General features: G+C 67.0%; 16 protein-coding genes and 1 riboswitch. Of the genes, 1 reads left to right on the plus strand and 15 read right to left on the minus strand.

Translation table 11 applies throughout. The features are described from left to right. The 7 genes from N826_RS14245 to N826_RS14270 form a co-directional block, all read right to left on the minus strand. A complete protein-coding gene (locus tag N826_RS14245) occupies nucleotides 1-528 on the minus strand; it encodes an RNA polymerase sigma factor (RefSeq protein WP_044429851.1) in 528 nt (175 codons plus the stop codon). Between the two features lie 163 nt (nucleotides 529-691). Then, the gene (locus tag N826_RS44185; RefSeq protein WP_169789353.1) at nucleotides 692-868 is read right to left on the minus strand and encodes a hypothetical protein; all 177 of its coding nucleotides are present in this window, start codon (nucleotides 866-868) and stop codon (nucleotides 692-694) included. A 48-nt stretch (nucleotides 869-916) separates the two neighbouring features. After that, nucleotides 917-1480 (minus strand): manganese efflux pump MntP, encoded by a 564-nt coding sequence (locus N826_RS14250; protein WP_044429854.1) that lies wholly within the window; start codon nucleotides 1478-1480, stop codon nucleotides 917-919. Between the two features lie 49 nt (nucleotides 1481-1529). Beyond that, a riboswitch (yybP-ykoY riboswitch) is annotated at nucleotides 1530-1692 on the minus strand. Nucleotides 1693-1842: 150 nt separating this feature from the next. Then, nucleotides 1843-4191: a xanthine dehydrogenase family protein molybdopterin-binding subunit gene (locus tag N826_RS14255; RefSeq protein ID WP_084720752.1), complete on the minus strand. Its 2349-nt coding sequence runs from the start codon at nucleotides 4189-4191 to the stop codon at nucleotides 1843-1845. A gap of 1 nt (nucleotide 4192) precedes the next feature. Further along, on the minus strand, nucleotides 4193-4645 hold the full coding sequence (locus N826_RS14260; protein WP_044429856.1) for a (2Fe-2S)-binding protein: 453 nt from the start codon (nucleotides 4643-4645) through the stop codon (nucleotides 4193-4195). Between the two features lie 69 nt (nucleotides 4646-4714). Then, nucleotides 4715-5107: a hypothetical protein gene (locus N826_RS14265; protein ID WP_044429857.1), complete on the minus strand. Its 393-nt coding sequence runs from the start codon at nucleotides 5105-5107 to the stop codon at nucleotides 4715-4717. Between the two features lie 209 nt (nucleotides 5108-5316). Further along, nucleotides 5317-6561 (minus strand): App1 family protein phosphatidate phosphatase, encoded by a 1245-nt coding sequence (locus N826_RS14270; RefSeq protein ID WP_052831247.1) that lies wholly within the window; start codon nucleotides 6559-6561, stop codon nucleotides 5317-5319. Nucleotides 6562-6693: 132 nt separating this feature from the next. Between N826_RS14270 and N826_RS14275 the strand changes: the two genes are divergently transcribed. Then, entirely contained in the window at nucleotides 6694-7005 is a 312-nt protein-coding gene (locus N826_RS14275) for a polyhydroxyalkanoic acid system family protein (RefSeq protein WP_044429859.1), read from the plus strand. A 1-nt stretch (nucleotide 7006) separates the two neighbouring features. Here the strand turns inward: N826_RS14275 and N826_RS14280 are convergent, their stop codons facing one another. The 8 genes from N826_RS14280 to modC all read right to left on the minus strand — a co-directional run bounded on the left by N826_RS14280 (nucleotide 7007) and on the right by modC (nucleotide 15133). Next, nucleotides 7007-7942, minus strand: a complete 936-nt coding sequence (locus N826_RS14280; protein WP_044429861.1) for an outer membrane protein assembly factor BamD — start codon at nucleotides 7940-7942, stop codon at nucleotides 7007-7009. Then, nucleotides 7939-8835 (minus strand): MlaD family protein, encoded by an 897-nt coding sequence (locus tag N826_RS14285; protein ID WP_044429863.1) that lies wholly within the window; start codon nucleotides 8833-8835, stop codon nucleotides 7939-7941. The genes N826_RS14280 and N826_RS14285 overlap by 4 nt, the downstream gene beginning before the upstream one ends. Next, nucleotides 8832-9497: a P-loop NTPase family protein gene (locus tag N826_RS14290; protein WP_052831250.1), complete on the minus strand. Its 666-nt coding sequence runs from the start codon at nucleotides 9495-9497 to the stop codon at nucleotides 8832-8834. Before N826_RS14290 ends, N826_RS14285 begins: the two co-directional genes overlap by 4 nt. Nucleotides 9498-9500: 3 nt before the next feature. Beyond that, nucleotides 9501-10310, minus strand: coding sequence for an ABC transporter permease (locus N826_RS14295; RefSeq protein WP_052831252.1), 810 nt, complete (start codon nucleotides 10308-10310; stop codon nucleotides 9501-9503). After that, nucleotides 10307-12682 carry an adenylate/guanylate cyclase domain-containing protein gene (locus tag N826_RS14300; protein WP_044429865.1) on the minus strand — a complete coding sequence of 792 codons (2376 nt, stop codon included), beginning with the start codon at nucleotides 12680-12682 and terminating at the stop codon, nucleotides 10307-10309. Before N826_RS14300 ends, N826_RS14295 begins: the two co-directional genes overlap by 4 nt. Nucleotides 12683-12698: 16 nt before the next feature. Next, nucleotides 12699-13397: a lipid-binding SYLF domain-containing protein gene (locus tag N826_RS14305; protein ID WP_084720753.1), complete on the minus strand. Its 699-nt coding sequence runs from the start codon at nucleotides 13395-13397 to the stop codon at nucleotides 12699-12701. A gap of 118 nt (nucleotides 13398-13515) precedes the next feature. Continuing rightward, nucleotides 13516-13989 (minus strand): winged helix-turn-helix domain-containing protein, encoded by a 474-nt coding sequence (locus tag N826_RS14310; protein WP_063772257.1) that lies wholly within the window; start codon nucleotides 13987-13989, stop codon nucleotides 13516-13518. 34 nt (nucleotides 13990-14023) lie between these two features. Beyond that, nucleotides 14024-15133 carry a molybdenum ABC transporter ATP-binding protein gene (modC, locus tag N826_RS14315; protein ID WP_044429867.1) on the minus strand — a complete coding sequence of 370 codons (1110 nt, stop codon included), beginning with the start codon at nucleotides 15131-15133 and terminating at the stop codon, nucleotides 14024-14026. Nucleotides 15134-15151: the final 18 nt, after the last annotated feature.

Genomic DNA, 15151 nt, shown 5'->3' on the forward strand with positions numbered 1-15151 from the left:
TCACCGTAGCTTGAGAATGTTATCGGCGGAATGCCCGCCGGATGCTTCTATGCGGTCGGCAAGGGCCAGACGTCCCCGCGCCACGCGGCTCATGACCGTGCCCACGGGGATGCCCAGTATTTCGGCGACTTCCTTGTAGGAAAGGCCGTCGACGCAGACCAGCGTCAGGACGGCCCGCTGCTCCTCGGGCAGGTTACATAGTTCGCGGTAGACATTGTCCAGCGTCAGCCGAGCCTCCGCCCGCCTGACCCCGTCGTCGCCGATCTCGTCGGTCGCCGCTTCGATCGGAGCCTGGGTGCGACTGCGTGCCGACTTCCGTTCGTCGGCCCATGTGTTCTGGATGATACGGAAAAGCCAGCTGTCGAGCCGGCTGCCCGGCTGCCACTGGTAAGTGCGCGTGAGCGCCCGTTCGCAGGCATGCTGAACCAGATCGTCGCCTTCGGCCCTGGAGCCGGTCAGGGCCACGGCGAACCGCCTCAACCTTGGATATAAGGGCACCAAGGCACTGCGCACATGGTTCTCCACCATGACTCTCCCGAACCATCATCATTGTTGCTTGATGACAGAACGATTGAGGAGAGGGGCGAATTCCACTACCTCGCCTTTCAGGCCGATACCGATACCAACGGGGAGGGTCTAAATCCCGAACGGGATCCGACGAACCGGCACGGAATCCGATGGGCCGACCGCGTCAGTGGACCAGACGGCCGACCGTCCAGCGCGAAACTTCGGTGAGGGCCTCGTCCAGCGGGACTTCGGGATGGTGGAAGCGGTGGATGATCAGGGCTGCTTCCAGCGCATGCCGGTCGGGAGCACCTGATGCCTTCATTTCGGTAAACGCTCGTTCGACGGCGGGGCGGCAGCACATGGGTTAGTCTCCGATAGCTTCGGGCTGTTTCGGATTATAGCGTGTCGATCAGAACAATGTATGTTCGACCAGAATCTTGGTGCCGATGGCGACAAGTCCAAGCCCACCGATCAATTCGGCCCGGCGTCCCAGCATCGGCCCGGCCGCGCGGCCCAGCATGACGCCGCCGAAACCCATCAGGAACGTGACGAGCCCGACGAGGCTGGCGGTCAGCGCGATGTTGACGTCGGCCATGGCCAGTCCGACGCCAACGGCGCTTGCATCGATGCTGGTGGCGACGCCGGTGGTCAGCAGCGACAGCCAGCCCGACCGCTTGGCGGCGGCGGGATCGTCGGTCTCTCCCGTGATCGCGTTGCGCAGCATGCTGCCGCCGATGGCGAGCAGCAGGGCGAAGGCGATCCAGTGGTCGTAGTCCTGGACGACATCGGCGAAGGAGGATCCGACCGCCCAGCCGGCGACCGACATCAGGAGCTGGCAGATGCCGAAGATGAGGCCGACCCGAAGCGCTTCGGGCAGACCTGGCTTGTTCTGGGCGGCCCCGCGCCCAAGCGCGGCGGCGAACGAATCCATGGACAGGCTGAGAGCGAGCGCGAAGGAAGTGGCGCCGAACATCCGGGTATCTCCGGCCAGACGAGCAAGGATAGCACGCCCGCACCCGGTTGGCCTTCGGGCGGCGGTCGTGCCATCAGTCTCGCCGAACCGCCGGATCACATCGTCGCCTTAGCGGACGATGTTCCGTAAGCCGCACGCGCCACGGGCATGACACCCGAGTCTGTTGGCACGCGCCCCTTCGTGAAGGGTGGCTACTCCCCAATGGACGGGCGCACCTTACTGACGGCTCCGACACCTGTCAATCTGAACAGGTGTTCAATCGTTACTAAAAGGAAGTAAGTGCGGCACGGCGGGGTAGGGGAGAAACCCCATTGAAAAAGAGCTTTCTCCCCAATCCCTTAGCCTTAAGCCGAGCCTTCGGCTTACGCCTTGAGCTGTTCCCCGATCGGCAGCGTCCGGATACGCTTGCCGGTCGCGGCGAAGATGGCGTTGGTCAGGGCCGGGGCCAGCGGAGGCAGGCCCGGCTCGCCGACGCCGCCGGGCGCCAGGTCCCAGTTCGACGGGACGATGTGGACGTTGATCTCACGCGGGGCCTGATCGATCCGCGCCACCACATAGTCGTCGAAGTTGCCCTGGACGACGCGGCCGTCCTTGAAGCTGATCTCGCTCGACAAGGCGAGGCTCAGGCCCATGATGCAAGCACCCTCGACCTGGGAGCGGATGCGGTCTGGGTTGACGACGTTGCCGCAGTCGATCGCCACGTCGATCCTCGGGATGGATAGCGTGCCGTCTTCCGCCACCGCCGCCTCGACCACCGTCGCGACATATGTCACGAAGCTCCGGTGCGCCGCGATGCCCAGGCCGTGCCGTTCCGGCACCTTGCGGCCCCAGCCGGCCTTTTCCGCGACCAGCTCGGTGACGTGGCGCAGGCGGCCGACATCGACCGGGTACATCTTGGTCGACTCACCGTAGTTCCACAGCGTATCGAGCGACTTCAGCTCGGCGACCCTGGCCGGTCCCATCAGCTCCAGCAGGTAGTCCTTCTGGTCCTTGCCGGCGGCATGGGCCATTTCCGCCGCGAACGACTGGATGGCGAAGGCGTGCGGGATGTTCGAGACCGACCGGAACCAGCCGATCCGGGCATGGGCCTCGGCCTCGCCGTTCTCGCAGCGCAGGTTGGGGATGTCGAACGGCACGTCGACCAGCCCCATGCCCAGTTCGAACGCTCCCTGGTGCTTCGGATCGGGGGCGAAGATCGACACGATGCTGGGAGCGACACTGCGGTGCAGCCACGCGACCGGCTTGCCGTTGGCATCCATGCCGGCTTCGATCCGCTCGGCCGAGACGGTGTGATAGTAGCCGTGCCGGATGTCGTCCTCGCGGGTCCACAGCAGCTTGACCGGGGCGCCGTTCATCTCCTTGGCCAGCAGGGCGGCCTCGACCGCGAAGTCGGGCTTGGACTTCCGTCCGAAACCGCCGCCCAGCAGCGTCACATGGACGGTGACGTCCTCGAACTTCATGCCGAGCTTCTCGGCGATGTCGGTCCGGGTGATCTGGGGCGCCTGGACGCAGGCCCAGACGTCGCACTTGCCGTCCTTGATCCGGACGGTGGCGGCGGGCGGCTCCATCGGGGCCTGGGCCAGATGGGGGATGTAGTATTCCGCCTCGAGCTTCTTCGCGGCCTTGCCCAGCGCCGCGTCCACGTCGCCTTCGTTCCGCACGACCTTGGCCGGCTTGCGGGCGGTTTCCTCCATCTGGGCGCGGTAGGCTTCGCTGTCGTAGGACTTGTGCGGCCCGTCGTCCCAGGTGATCTTGAGCGCGTCGCGGCCCTTCATCGCCGCCCAGGTGTTCTTCGCGATGACGGCGACGCCGCCCAGCGGCATGAACTTGGCGGGGGCCGGAGTGCCCTCGATCCTGACGATCTTCAGGACGCCGGGGATCTTCTTGGCTTCCGAATCGTCCAGCGACGCGACCTTGCCGCCGAACACCGGCGGCCTTGCGACCACGGCGTAGTTCATGCCCTCCATCCAGGTGTCGAAGCCGTACATGGCCTTGCCGACCGTGATGTCGAAACCGTCCGCCAGCGGAAGCCCCTTGCCGATATAGCGGAACTGGTCAGGCGTCTTCAGCTTGATCTGGTCCTTGGCCGGAACCTCCAGGATCGCCGCTTCCTCCGCCAGTTCGCCGTAGCCAAGCTTGCGGCCCGACGCCTTGTGGACGACCTCGTGGTTGCTGGCCGACACTTCCGACGGATCGACGCCCCAGCGCTTGGCGGCGGTCTGTTCCAGCATCATGCGGGCGCTGGCGCCGGCTTCGCGCATCGCCGGCATGAAGTGCCGGGTGCTGCGCGAGCCGTCGGTGTCCTGGTTGCCGTATTTCTCCTCGTCGCCGGTGGCGTTGACGACACGGACGCGGCTCCAGTCGGCTTCCAGCTCGTCGGCCACGATCTGCGGCATGCCGGTGCGGACGCCCTGGCCCATCTCCGAGCGGTGGCAGACGATGGTGACCGTCCCGTCCTTGGCGATCGAGATGAAGGCGCTGGGCGCGTTGACCGTGCCGTGGGGCATGGCCGCGGCGCCGTAGGCCGTCGCGGTCTGGGCGAAGGGACGGCCGACCGGCATGATGCGGGCGGCCAGCACTAGGCCGCCGCCGGCGACGATGCCCTTCAGAACGCCGCGCCGGCTGACATTGGTGATGCCTTCGCCGGTGATGCGGTCGTTGGCGGACGGAATGACTGGTTCGGTGACCGGGGTGTTTATCAACGAGGTCATGTCACGCTCCCTTTACCGCTTGGCGGATGGCTGCGCGGATGCGCGTATAGGTGCCGCAACGACAGATGTTGCCCCACATCGCGGTGTCGATTTCCTCGTCGCTCGGCGACGGCGTCTGCTTCAGCAGCGCTGCCGCCTGCATGATCTGGCCGGCTTGGCAATAGCCGCACTGCGGCACGGCGACGTCGCGCCACGCCTTCTGGAGAGGGTGGTTGCCTTGCGGGTCCAGGCCTTCGATCGTCGTCACCGCCGCATTCTCGGCGGCGCTGATCGGCGTCTGGCACGACCGTACGGCCTCGCCGTCGAGATGGACCGTGCAGGCGCCGCAGGCGGCGATGCCGCAGCCGAACTTGGTGCCGGTCAGCCCCAGTTCGTCCCGCAGGTACCACAGCAGCGGCATCTCGCCGTCGCCGTCGAATTGCTTCTCCTGGCCATTGATGCGCAGCTTGATCATCGGTTCCTCTTGAGAAAAAACGAGCCGTTTAGAAAGATTAAGGTCGGCAAAGGCTTCGGGCGAAGCCGCTCAACCGGAACTCGCCGGCGGCATGACGACGTAAAGGATGTCCTTGATCGTCAGGTCGGAACCGGCCTGCTCGACCTTTCCGGGGTCTTCCCATTCGAAGACGATGATGCGGCCGTTGATCGTTTCCAGCTTCATCGGGGAGCCTGCCTGCACAGGTCGCCGCGACGTCCCATCCATCTTCTTCTCGGTCGAGTAGAGGATTTCGAGCTGCCCGTCGGATTTCGGGATACCGATGCCGCAATTGGTGGCCGGGCACCAAATCACCTGGGGACAAGGCTCGGAATAGGTCCCTTGGGCACAGATGGTTTCCTTGACGTCCTGGGCCATGGCGCCGCTTGCGGCGCCTCCCGTCAGGACAGCGGTACAGAGCGCAGCCAGCGCTATCTTGTTCATGATCCCTGATCTCCCCTGCCAAGCGTCTTCGTTCTATCCATGCCCAGGATTGCCCTGGAGCCGGTGCGACACCTGATTGCGGAGAACGGTCCACTGGTACTACCGGTTCCAACGGCGCGGTTTCACGTGAAGCAAAAGCGGCCGTCTGCAGCTATGCGGAAATACCCTTTTTCATCCGGCTTGGAAGAAGGTAGGATTTATGGTTAACGTCAGTCGCGCCGGTCGGTCCCGACAACCACATTGGGCGCGTCGCCCCCGTTTCCGCCTCCGCTGCCGTCGCTGCCCATGACGGCGTCGCGCAGGTCCCGACGGGCTACCTTACGCGCTGGCCTCTTGCTGGCGGTGGCGCCCTCCGCATCAATTTCCGCGCTGACCCGGGCGGGTGCCTGCCGATCGATCAGGCCCAGTTCGGCCGCGTGGTCGGCGATCGCGAGACTGTCAGCCGCCAGCACCATGCCGCTCCCCGCCGCCGTCACGGCCTTCGCCAGATCCTCGATCTCCCGGATCCTCGTCTCGTCGCGCGAGACGTTGCGGATATAGACTGCCGTCACCCGGCCGGGATATTCGTCGACGATCTGCCGGTAGACTTCGGGATCGTGCTGGCCGCTGTCGCCGATCAGGACGAAGGGCAGGTCCTTGTAGAGCGCAAGCATGTTGCCGATCAACTCGCGCTTGTGGTCCTCCGCCTTGCGGGGCAGCGGACTTTTCCAGGTGACTCCCCATTCCCGCAGGAACAGCATGGGGCCGACGGGGATGTTGTGCATCCGGAAGAACTCGTCCAGCACGTCGTAGATGCCCCACGGTGCCCGGGATACATAGAGCATCGGGTTGCTCTCACGGCCGGACGGCCCGGCATGCATAGCCCGGTAAAGCTCCGCCACGCCGGGGAAGGCGACGCGGTTCTCCGCATCCTGGACGAACAGCCGCCACATCATCTTCAGCTTGCCGGCGACGCCGGTGAACATCACGGTATCGTCGATATCGCTGATCACGACATGCCGGCAGTGCCGCGGCGGGATGAAGACCTGCGCTGTCGCGGTCACCGGGTCCGGCTGCTCAAGCTCCAGGTCCATGTCGTGCCAGCAGTCGTCGCTGGGCGCCAGCTCTCGGACCTTCAGGTGAATCCGGAAATAGCCGTCGCGGTCGGTCACGGCCCGCTGCTCGGCGCCACCGAACCGCGCGCGCACCGTAGCGCCGGCGACGGAGCGGCGGACGATCCTGCGGCCGATGTCACGCAGATGGCCGGCCAGATCGTCCTCGCCGCCGCCGTGTTCGGTACGGGACTGACGGAAAGCACGGCCGATCAGGAAGACTTCCTCCCGCGATCCGTAGCCCCGATAGGGCTGAAGGACGATGCCGCGCTTGCCATGGGCCGTCCGGACAGGCCGGGCCGCAAGATCGAGGATGCGGGTCGCCGCCCTCTTCCATTTCCTGAGAGTACCGCGCGAGCCCATGACATTACCGTTCTGCTGATCTTCCTTCTTCCTTAATGCTCGAACTCCCGGAAAAGTCCCAAAATTCCGGCGCCTCTGTAAATTGGCCCCCCGCCTCCGTACTTATGGGGAAACATCCTGAGGATACGAGACATGCGAAAGCCCGTGGTCGTCACCATCCCCCATCAGCTCGGACGCGAAGAGGCGAGGCGGCGCCTTCAGGACGGCATGGGACAGGTCCGCTCCCAGCTTTCCGGCGTCGGCGCCACGGTGGAAGACCGCTGGACCGACGACCGGCTGGCCTTCGACGTGGCCGTCATGGCCCAGACGATCAGCGGGCGGGTCGATGTCGGCGACAACGAGGTTCGCCTCGAAGTGGACCTGCCCTGGATGCTCGCCATGCTGGCGGAAAAGATCACGGGCAAGATCGCCAGGCAGGGAACGCTTATGCTGACGAAAAGCTGAGCTAAGGCCGATCTTTCGACAAGTCCAGCCGTAGCCGGCGGGCTTCGTTGGCAAGCGCCGGCTGACCGGTATGCCGGGCCAGGGATTCCGCGCGGCGGAGGCGGGATGCCGCCTCGGCGTCGCCTTCCTGGGCGGCGCTCCTGCCGGAGCGGAACCAGAGGTCGGCCGCCTTCGCCTTCTGGCCGTTCCTCTCCGTCGAATCCGCTGCCAATGCCAGCGCCCGCGCGACGCCCGGCTCGTCGCCGGAAGCGCGGCGCAGAGCTTCCTCCGCCATGAAGGCGTCGGCGGCCTGGACGTAGTCTTTCCGGATCAGGTGAAGCCTGCCGCTCAGATGAAGGTTGTCCGCCTTCATCTCCGGCTGCTCGCCGCTTCGGGAGAGTGTGTCCGAGGCGGCGGTAAGGGCCGGGACGTCGCGCCGGTCGGCCGCGATCATGCCGAGCAGGAAGGTCGCGCGGCTCGCCGCCATCGGATCGTCGGGAGCAGCGGCGACCTCGCGGGCCAGCCGTTCCGCCACGGCGGTCTCCTTCAGCCGGTAGCGCGCCGTGGCCTCGACCAGCGCCAGAGCGGGACGGGCGGGGCGGCCCCGGCGCGCCAGTTCGTCCCTGGTCCTGGAGGCAGCCTGCACCGCTTCCTTCGGCTTGCCGGCGCGCAGGTATGAGAATGCAAGTTCCTGACCCGCCACAGCGATCGCCGCCACATCGTCACGGGCATAGGCGCGGTCCAGGCTGCCGGAATACGCCCTTATCGCCTGATCGTAGCGGCCGGACAGGAAGGCGAAGCGGGCCATTTCCAGGGACGCCGAGATCTCCGCCTCCTGCACCGCCTCGGGACTAGGCGGCGGTTCCGGCGTGCCGCCGCAGGCCGACAGTATGCTGCCGCTGGCGGTCAGCATCAGGCACAGGATGGCGGCGGATATGCCGCCACGACGCGGCCTCACGGGCGGACCTCCAGCGGGGACAGCGGTTTCCTTTCGGGCTGGCCGGGCTGGCCGCCTCCACCGCCCAGCAGCCAGTTACCCTGCAACTGGACCAGCAGCCGCTCCAACTCCGCCACGGCGGCCTGGGTCTGGTTGATGAACATCGGCAACTCCGCCGAGGCGGAGCCGGCTTTGCCCGCCAGGTCCCGGATCTGGGGCACCAGCCGGTTGACGTTGCGCAGGACGGCGTTCAGCGACACCAGAGCCGCATCGGCATTGCCGACCACGGGCGGCACCTGGGCGACCGCCGCTTCCAGGTCGCGGATGAGGGTGTCGTCCACCAGCAGATGACCCGCCGAACCCTCGCCCCGGTCCAGTTCCTCCGTGATGTTCGCCAGGGCGGCCATGACGCGGTCTGTCTTGTCGATGACCGGGAAGATCTTGGTGCTCAACTGGTCGATGATCTGCCCGATGTTTTCGGTGGCGCCGCGTTCCGGTGCCGCTTCCAGCACGGCGTAGTCCCAGTCCAGTTCCGTCCCGGTGCCGCGCGTGATGTCGAGGAAGGCGGCGCCCGCTATGCCGAACTGCTTCCGGATCAGCACCTTGGAATCGCTCCGGATAAAGGGCTGCATCGCCTTGTCGATCCGGACGATAGCGTGGAAGTTCTCGGTCGGATTGATCACGATCTCGCGCACTTCGCCGGCCTTGGTGCCCAGCACCTCGACGGCGGAACCGCGCGCCAGACCCGCCAATCCTTCGGCTGGCATGATGACGCGCAAGGTCGATGTCGGATTGAGCAGTCCCCGCAGCATGCCGGCCTGGAGGATTGCGGCGACGAAGACCGCCAGCGCCAGCAGCACGAACAGGCCGATGCGCCGGCTGGCATAGCGGAATTGCCGGGTCTCTGCGGTCATCGCGGGTCTCCCTCGGCCACGAGAGTGTCGCCGCGCAGCCGGTACCGGCGGGTGGCGGGAATGGCGGGCTCGTACCAGAGCGCCGGATCGAGCGTGAACCAAAGCACGGCGCCGTCCCGGTCGCGCACCGCCCGGATCGCACCGACCAGCGGACCGATGCCGTCGGCCGGCGGTCCTTCCAGGATCACCAGGATGGGAGACCCGGTGAAGGCGCGGATCAGGTCCGCCCGGACAAGATCGGACGCGGTCGCCTGTCCCGGCAGCACCGTCGGCAGTCCGGGCAGGCCGAAGCCGGCTGACAGCCTGTTCGCCTCGTCCCGGATCTCGGCATAGGGGCGCGTGGTATGGTGAAGCTGGGGCAGCAGGATATTGTCGATCAGGCTCAGATACGGGACCCAGGAACCGCGCCGGAAGCTGTGACCAATCCGCCCGCGCAGGGCGTTGGCGTGGTCGGGCTGCTGCTTCAGCCAATCGCGTCCGAGCATGCTGACGGTCCCTTGCAGGGGCGGCGCCAGCCCGCAGGCGGCATCGGCGATCGTCCGCTCGTGCTCCTCATCGCCCGGATCGATCAGGATCAGCTCGCCCGGTCCCAGCGTCAGGTCGACCGACAAGCCGTCCGTCAGGACGGTGGATGCGAACCTCAGGACCGGCGGCTGGTCCATCGTCTACACCATGGCGCTCAGCAGCCCGTTCACCACCAGGGTGAGCAGCAGCGCCCGGAAGAAACCCGACGGCAGCAGGGTCGTGGCGGCCTCGTCTCGACCGGCGCCTTGCTCAAGCGCCGTGACGCAGGCCGCCAGCCCGATCAGGAACCCGATGCTCAGCGACTTCAGCGGCAGGATGAGGTAGCCGGCCGATCCGATGATGGAGAGGATGTTGAGGAGGACTTGATCGACCGGCTGGCGGACGATGCCCAGCGCCAGCGCCGCCAGCATGCCGGCCAGGGGAGCCACGGCGACGAACAGGATCGTCAGGCAGAAGGTGCTGAGCGACAGCGCCAGCACGCGTGGCAGCACCAGCAGGAGCAGCGGGTCCAGCCCCTGCGCATCCAGCGCCCGCAGCCGTCCTTCCTCCCGCATGCGGCTCAACTCGCTGAGGATGATCAGCCCGCTGCGTCCGATCGCCAGCAGCCCGACGGTGAGCGGCGCCACTTCCCGCACCAGGATGGTCAGGATGATCTGGGTGATCTCGTCGTTCTGGCCGACCTGCTCGAGCCAGTAGAGCGCTTGCGACAGCAGGCCGAGACCGGCCAGGACAGCGGTTATGGTGACCGCCGGGATGCTTTGGAGACCCGAGATCGCCATGAAGCGCATAAACTCCATCCGGACGGGCCGGCGCCATGTGACCGGCCTGACCATCTGGCGCAGTACCGCCGTTCCAACGGCGGCCGTCGTGACGATCCAGCGCGGCGACCAGGGCGGCAGGGGCGCCGGCTTTCCCGCCTTGACGGCTTGGCCCGTCATCGTGCCGGTCACAGGCGCCCCCGCAGGAAATAGGTCGTCATCTCGCCCAGCCGCTCCAGCCAGAAGGCGCCGCGCCGGCGGAACACGAAGCCGTCGCGCAGAAGCTCGTAGGTGCTCTGGGTCACCTGGACCATGCCGCCGGGGGCCGAGTTCGCCATGGTCGCCGCCACCCGCACCGCTTCGCCCCAGACGTTGAAGGCGACCTGCCCGAAGCCGATCGCCGATCCCAGGACCGCCCCGGTGTCGAGCCCCAGCGCGAAGCCCGGCGGACGGCCCAGGCTGGTGAAGATGCGCATGCATTCGGCATCGATTTCCAGCGCCGCACTCGCTAGCCGCCTCGCCGCGTCCTCCCTGTCGTCGGAGTCAAATCCTTCCGCCGCGACGATCTGCTCGTTCAGGATCTTCAGGTAGCGGATGCGGTGCCGTTCCGCCGCACCCTGGCAGGACCGGACGATCCGTTCGATCACTACGGCGTCTGCGGCATTCCCCGTAGCCAGTGCTATGTCGTCGGCCATCCGCAGCACCATCACGGTGACGTGGGAGAAGCGCATCGCGGCGAGCTGATCGTCGCCCAGCCCGCGCCGGGTGATCTCGTGGAGCAGAAGCCGGTCGCGCTCGACCGACAGGGAAGCGTTCCGCAGCCCCGCTTGTCCGCCCGGCAGGCAGGCGCCGCCGCGTGCTTCGGCGGCAGCCCGCGCCGGAGGCTGCGCAGCCGGAGCCTCCGGCACTGGCATAGTGGCGAAGCGCGGCGCCAGCAGCCGGCCCAGGATGCGGACGAAGCCGATGGCGTCCTGTTCCGCTTCCGCCGACAATGCTGCGTCCTCGATCCAGACGCATCCGACCACGCGGTCGTCGTTCCGGACCGGCACGCTCAGCAGGCTGCGGCAGCCGGCGGCCTGAAGGTAGATCAGGTAGAGCTCCGCCGTCAGCGGGTCGCTTCCGGCGTCCGCCACCGACAGGATTTCACCGGACGACAGGCTTTCGGCGAACTGCGGGCACTGGTCCAGCGGGATTTCCGCAGCGTCGGTGTGACCCCGGCTGTCGCGGTCGAAGCTGTCGGCGCAGACCAGCAGCCGGTCCTCGATCCGCCACAGGCTGATGCCGCGCGCACCTGTAGCCCCTGAAATGATCTCCGTCGCGCGCCGCAATGCCGCCCCCTCCGCCGGGTTGCCCAGCCCGTCCAATCCGGCAAGGTCCCGCAGGGCGGTGTTCTGAACAGCCAGCGCCCGCTGGCGCCGCAGTAGGTCGCGGGCATGACGGTCCGTCCGGACGCCCTGCCATGCCAGGAAGCCAGCAAGCCCGATCGCCAGCAGCATGACCGACCCCGACAGCATCAGCGTCCTGATGTTGTTGGCCGCGACGAACCCGACGAAGTCCGTTTCCGGCACGATCAGCAGCAGCCACCAGTCGCGCCCGACCGTCTGCCGCAGGGAGGATGCCGAGACGATCTGCCGGGTGCCGTCGATCTCCATGAGGGCGCGCGTCTCGCCGCTGATCCTCACCCGGTCGAAGGCTTCCCGGATCACCGGCTGGCCCAGTTCCTCGATGCGGGCGGGTCGCGGCGCATCGTCCTCGCCGCGCAGCAGGGCCGCCGCATCGGGAAGGGCTACCAGCCTGCCATCCCCCTCGGTGATCAATGCCCGTCCGGTACGGCCAACGTCCAATTGGCCCAGGAACTCGCCGATCGCGGCAAGCTCGACATCGGCTCCGACTACCGCCGACACGGAGCCATCCGTCCGGCGGGCTGATTTCGACACCGTGATGCCGGGCTTCCGGTTGGAGAAGAAGACGTAGACGTCGCTCCAGAACAGCCCGTCGGCCGCGGCGGCGCCCCGGTACCATGCCCGTTCCGCCGGGTCGTACGTGTCTGCGGGATCTTCCTCGGTCCCGGTCACCGCACCGTCCGGCGCGCGCCGTGTCCAGGTCACCCGGCGCTGTCCTTCCGACTTGACGATCCGCTTGGTGTCCAGCCCGCCCGCCGCCGAGCGCTGCACCATCAGGAAATCGCCCCCGGCACCGCCGACATACAGGGAAGTCAGCCGGGTGCGGCTGCGCATCAGGGTCAGCGCCAGCGCTTCCGACCCAGGGCCGAAGGGGTCTTCCGCGACGGCGCCGGCGAAGACTTCGGCGGTATCGGCGGCCGGTTCGAGCCATGCCGTCACCTGCGTCCTGACACGCCGGTCCAGGGCTTCGATCAGGTCCTCACTCAGGATCAGCGCGTCCCGCCGGTTGACGGTGTAGGAGTAGTAGGCTGTTCCGGCCAGCGCCCCGGCGATCAGCAACACGCCCAAAATCGGGACGCCCAGCCGAATGACGCGGCGGAGGCGGTCGCGGAGCGCCTCCGCCGGATCGGTATCGACGTCGATGACGTCCCGTCCGCGCACGGCCGGTTCCTTGGGGTCAGCTCTGGATGTTGCTGCTCAATCGGTTGCGCAGCCCGTCGGCCTGCGGGTTGGATACGTTGCGGCTGACCAGGATATCCACCGGGCGGACCTGGCGCCCGTAAAATGTGGAATTCCAGGCGTCGCGAGGGGCGATCACCGACCCGTCGAGGCTGACGCCGCCGAAGAACCCCCTGGACCGGGAAAACGCCAGGATGTCGGAGGTCTGGACCTGGGCGCCGGTGCCGACCGGGCCGGCCGCAACGCTGGCATCGGCGCCCAGCCTGAAGGAATTGCTCAGCATCGCGTCGGCGCCGCGCTGGGAGCGGATCATCAGGATTACTTCCGCCACCGAGGCGCCGGCCTGGAAGCCGACGCTGCCGGAGGCCACCGTATAGAAGGCCGGATAGCTCCAGTTGCCCGAATCGTCATGGACCATCAGCGTGCCGTTGCCGCCGCCGCCGCCGAAGATGAAACCGGCCCGGACGAAGGCCGGAACGATCAGCACGCCTCGCGCGCTCGGCAGGTTGTTGCGGAACCACGTCATGTCCGGATCGCGCAGGAAATTGCTCAGGGTCGTATCGGCGCTACTGACCAGGGCCGCGGGATCGTCGGGTGAGGCGGGGGGATTCGATGCGCAAGCGCCCAGCGCGAACGATGCAGTGAAGCCCTGGGCGCCGAGCGTCAGAAGACGGCGGCGTGACAGCGAACCATTCATGGAACTTATCCTTTTTATCGTTGGGTCGGCATGCCGGTAGCACGCAGACCCCCGATCTTTCCATGAACGACCCAAATCTCGGAAGGTGTTGACTGTATGTAACGCTGTTGGGCAGGTGTTAGTTAAGCCGTCCGCCCGGCTGCTTCGACAGGCTGCGCTGCATCGCCTTCCGCCCGTCGCAGTCCTGTTCCTGCTCACCGCGCTCGGAACCGTCCTCCGGAACGGGACAGTCGTGCCTTGGAGCGTCGGTGCCGGCGGTTGCCACTTCCTCCTGGAGGGCCGTCATGTGACGGGCGAGCGAGGCCGAGGCCTCCGCCTCCATCTCGCGGTAATGGCGGATCACGGTCTCGCCGAAGGCGGTCAGGCCCGTCCCGCCGCCTTTCCGCCCGCCGACGACGGCGCTGACGACCGGCTGGCGGAAGGTCTGGTTCAAATCGTCGATCAGCAGCCATGCCCTGCGGTAGGACATGTCCAACTCGCGGGCGGCGCTGGAGATGGAACCGCAGCGCCGGATCGCTTCCAGCAGGGCCACCTTGCCGGGGCCGAGCGAGCCGGCGGGTTCGAAATCGATGCGCAGCCTGAGCTTCGCCATGGCGGTTGATTCCTCAACTCTGTTCTTGCGGCCCTTAGAGGGCGATCTGCTTTCCCGCCGGTCCCGGAAAGACTCGGTCGAAGGCGACGCTCTTCACCAGGGCGAAGACCTGGACACCGACGGACAGCCCCAGCCGTTCGACCGAGTGCTGGGTGACGCGGGCCAGCAGGAACGATCCCCCGAGATCGATCTTAACGTCCCGCGACGGTCCGGTTGCCTCGCCAAGCTCGATGATACGGCCTTCCAGCATGTTATGCACGCTGATCCGCGACGGCGGTTCCAGCGCCAGGATCACGTCGCGCGCCTGGATGCGAACCCGCAACGACTGGCCGATACCCAGGCCCAGCAGCGGCACCGTCAACTCGCCGCCGTCGAAGCCCAGGGCCGTCAGGCGGGAGGCCGGATCGTGACCGATCACGGTGGTATCCAGCACGGCGCCGGCTTCCGGCCCGCCGATCGCGCCGTCAAGGTCCAGCCGGACCGATAGTTCCGCAACCGTACCGGTCGCCCGGACCCGCCCGTCGGCGACCAGTACCAGCGTCGTGGCCAGTCTGACAACCTCGTCCGCCGAATGGCTGACGAAGACGATCGGGATGTTCAGCTCGTCGCGCAGCCGCTCGATATAGGGCAGGATCTCGGCCTTGCGGGCAGCATCCAGCGAGGCCAGCGGCTCGTCCATCAGCAGGATGCGCGGCTGGGCCAGCAGCGCCCGCCCGACCGCGACCCGCTGCCTTTCGCCGCCGGAAAGCGTGTGGGGACGCCGTTTCAGCAGCGGATCGATCCCCAGCAGCTTCGTTACCGGCTCCAGCTCGATCCGGCGTTCGCCTTGAGGAACCCGGCGCAAGCCGTAGAGCAGGTTGTCGAGCACCGACATGTGCGGGAACAGGCGGCTGTCCTGGAAGACGTAGCCGACGCGGCGCTTTTCCACCGGCACGTCGATCCTGCGGGCGCTATCGAACAGGACGGCGCCGTCCAGCAGGATGTGCCCGGTATCGGGCCGGCTCAGGCCCGCGATGGCGTTGATGACGGAGCTTTTGCCCGACCCGCTGGGACCGAACAGCGCCGTGACGCCCTGGGAAGGCGCCTGGAAGGCGATGTCGAGGTCGAACGATCCCTGCCGCCGCTTGATGGCTACGTCCAGCATTCAAAAACCCCCCATGCC

Source organism: Skermanella aerolata KACC 11604, from assembly GCF_000936425.1.
GTDB classification, from domain to species: domain Bacteria; phylum Pseudomonadota; class Alphaproteobacteria; order Azospirillales; family Azospirillaceae; genus Skermanella; species Skermanella aerolata.

Coding starts and splice junctions, on each gene's coding strand:
- N826_RS14255 (WP_084720752.1), bottom strand. CDS start 4,191: ATGACCTCGTTGATAAACACCCCGGTCACCGAACCAGTCATTCCGTCC.
- N826_RS14305 (WP_084720753.1), bottom strand. CDS start 13,397: ATGAATGGTTCGCTGTCACGCCGCCGTCTTCTGACGCTCGGCGCCCAG.
- N826_RS14275 (WP_044429859.1), top strand. CDS start 6,694: ATGCGAAAGCCCGTGGTCGTCACCATCCCCCATCAGCTCGGACGCGAA.
- N826_RS14290 (WP_052831250.1), bottom strand. CDS start 9,497: ATGGACCAGCCGCCGGTCCTGAGGTTCGCATCCACCGTCCTGACGGAC.
- N826_RS14265 (WP_044429857.1), bottom strand. CDS start 5,107: ATGAACAAGATAGCGCTGGCTGCGCTCTGTACCGCTGTCCTGACGGGA.
- N826_RS14245 (WP_044429851.1), bottom strand. CDS start 528: ATGGTGGAGAACCATGTGCGCAGTGCCTTGGTGCCCTTATATCCAAGG.
- modC (WP_044429867.1), bottom strand. CDS start 15,133: ATGCTGGACGTAGCCATCAAGCGGCGGCAGGGATCGTTCGACCTCGAC.
- N826_RS14260 (WP_044429856.1), bottom strand. CDS start 4,645: ATGATCAAGCTGCGCATCAATGGCCAGGAGAAGCAATTCGACGGCGAC.
- N826_RS14250 (WP_044429854.1), bottom strand. CDS start 1,480: ATGTTCGGCGCCACTTCCTTCGCGCTCGCTCTCAGCCTGTCCATGGAT.
- N826_RS14270 (WP_052831247.1), bottom strand. CDS start 6,561: ATGGGCTCGCGCGGTACTCTCAGGAAATGGAAGAGGGCGGCGACCCGC.
- N826_RS44185 (WP_169789353.1), bottom strand. CDS start 868: ATGTGCTGCCGCCCCGCCGTCGAACGAGCGTTTACCGAAATGAAGGCA.
- N826_RS14310 (WP_063772257.1), bottom strand. CDS start 13,989: ATGGCGAAGCTCAGGCTGCGCATCGATTTCGAACCCGCCGGCTCGCTC.
- N826_RS14285 (WP_044429863.1), bottom strand. CDS start 8,835: ATGACCGCAGAGACCCGGCAATTCCGCTATGCCAGCCGGCGCATCGGC.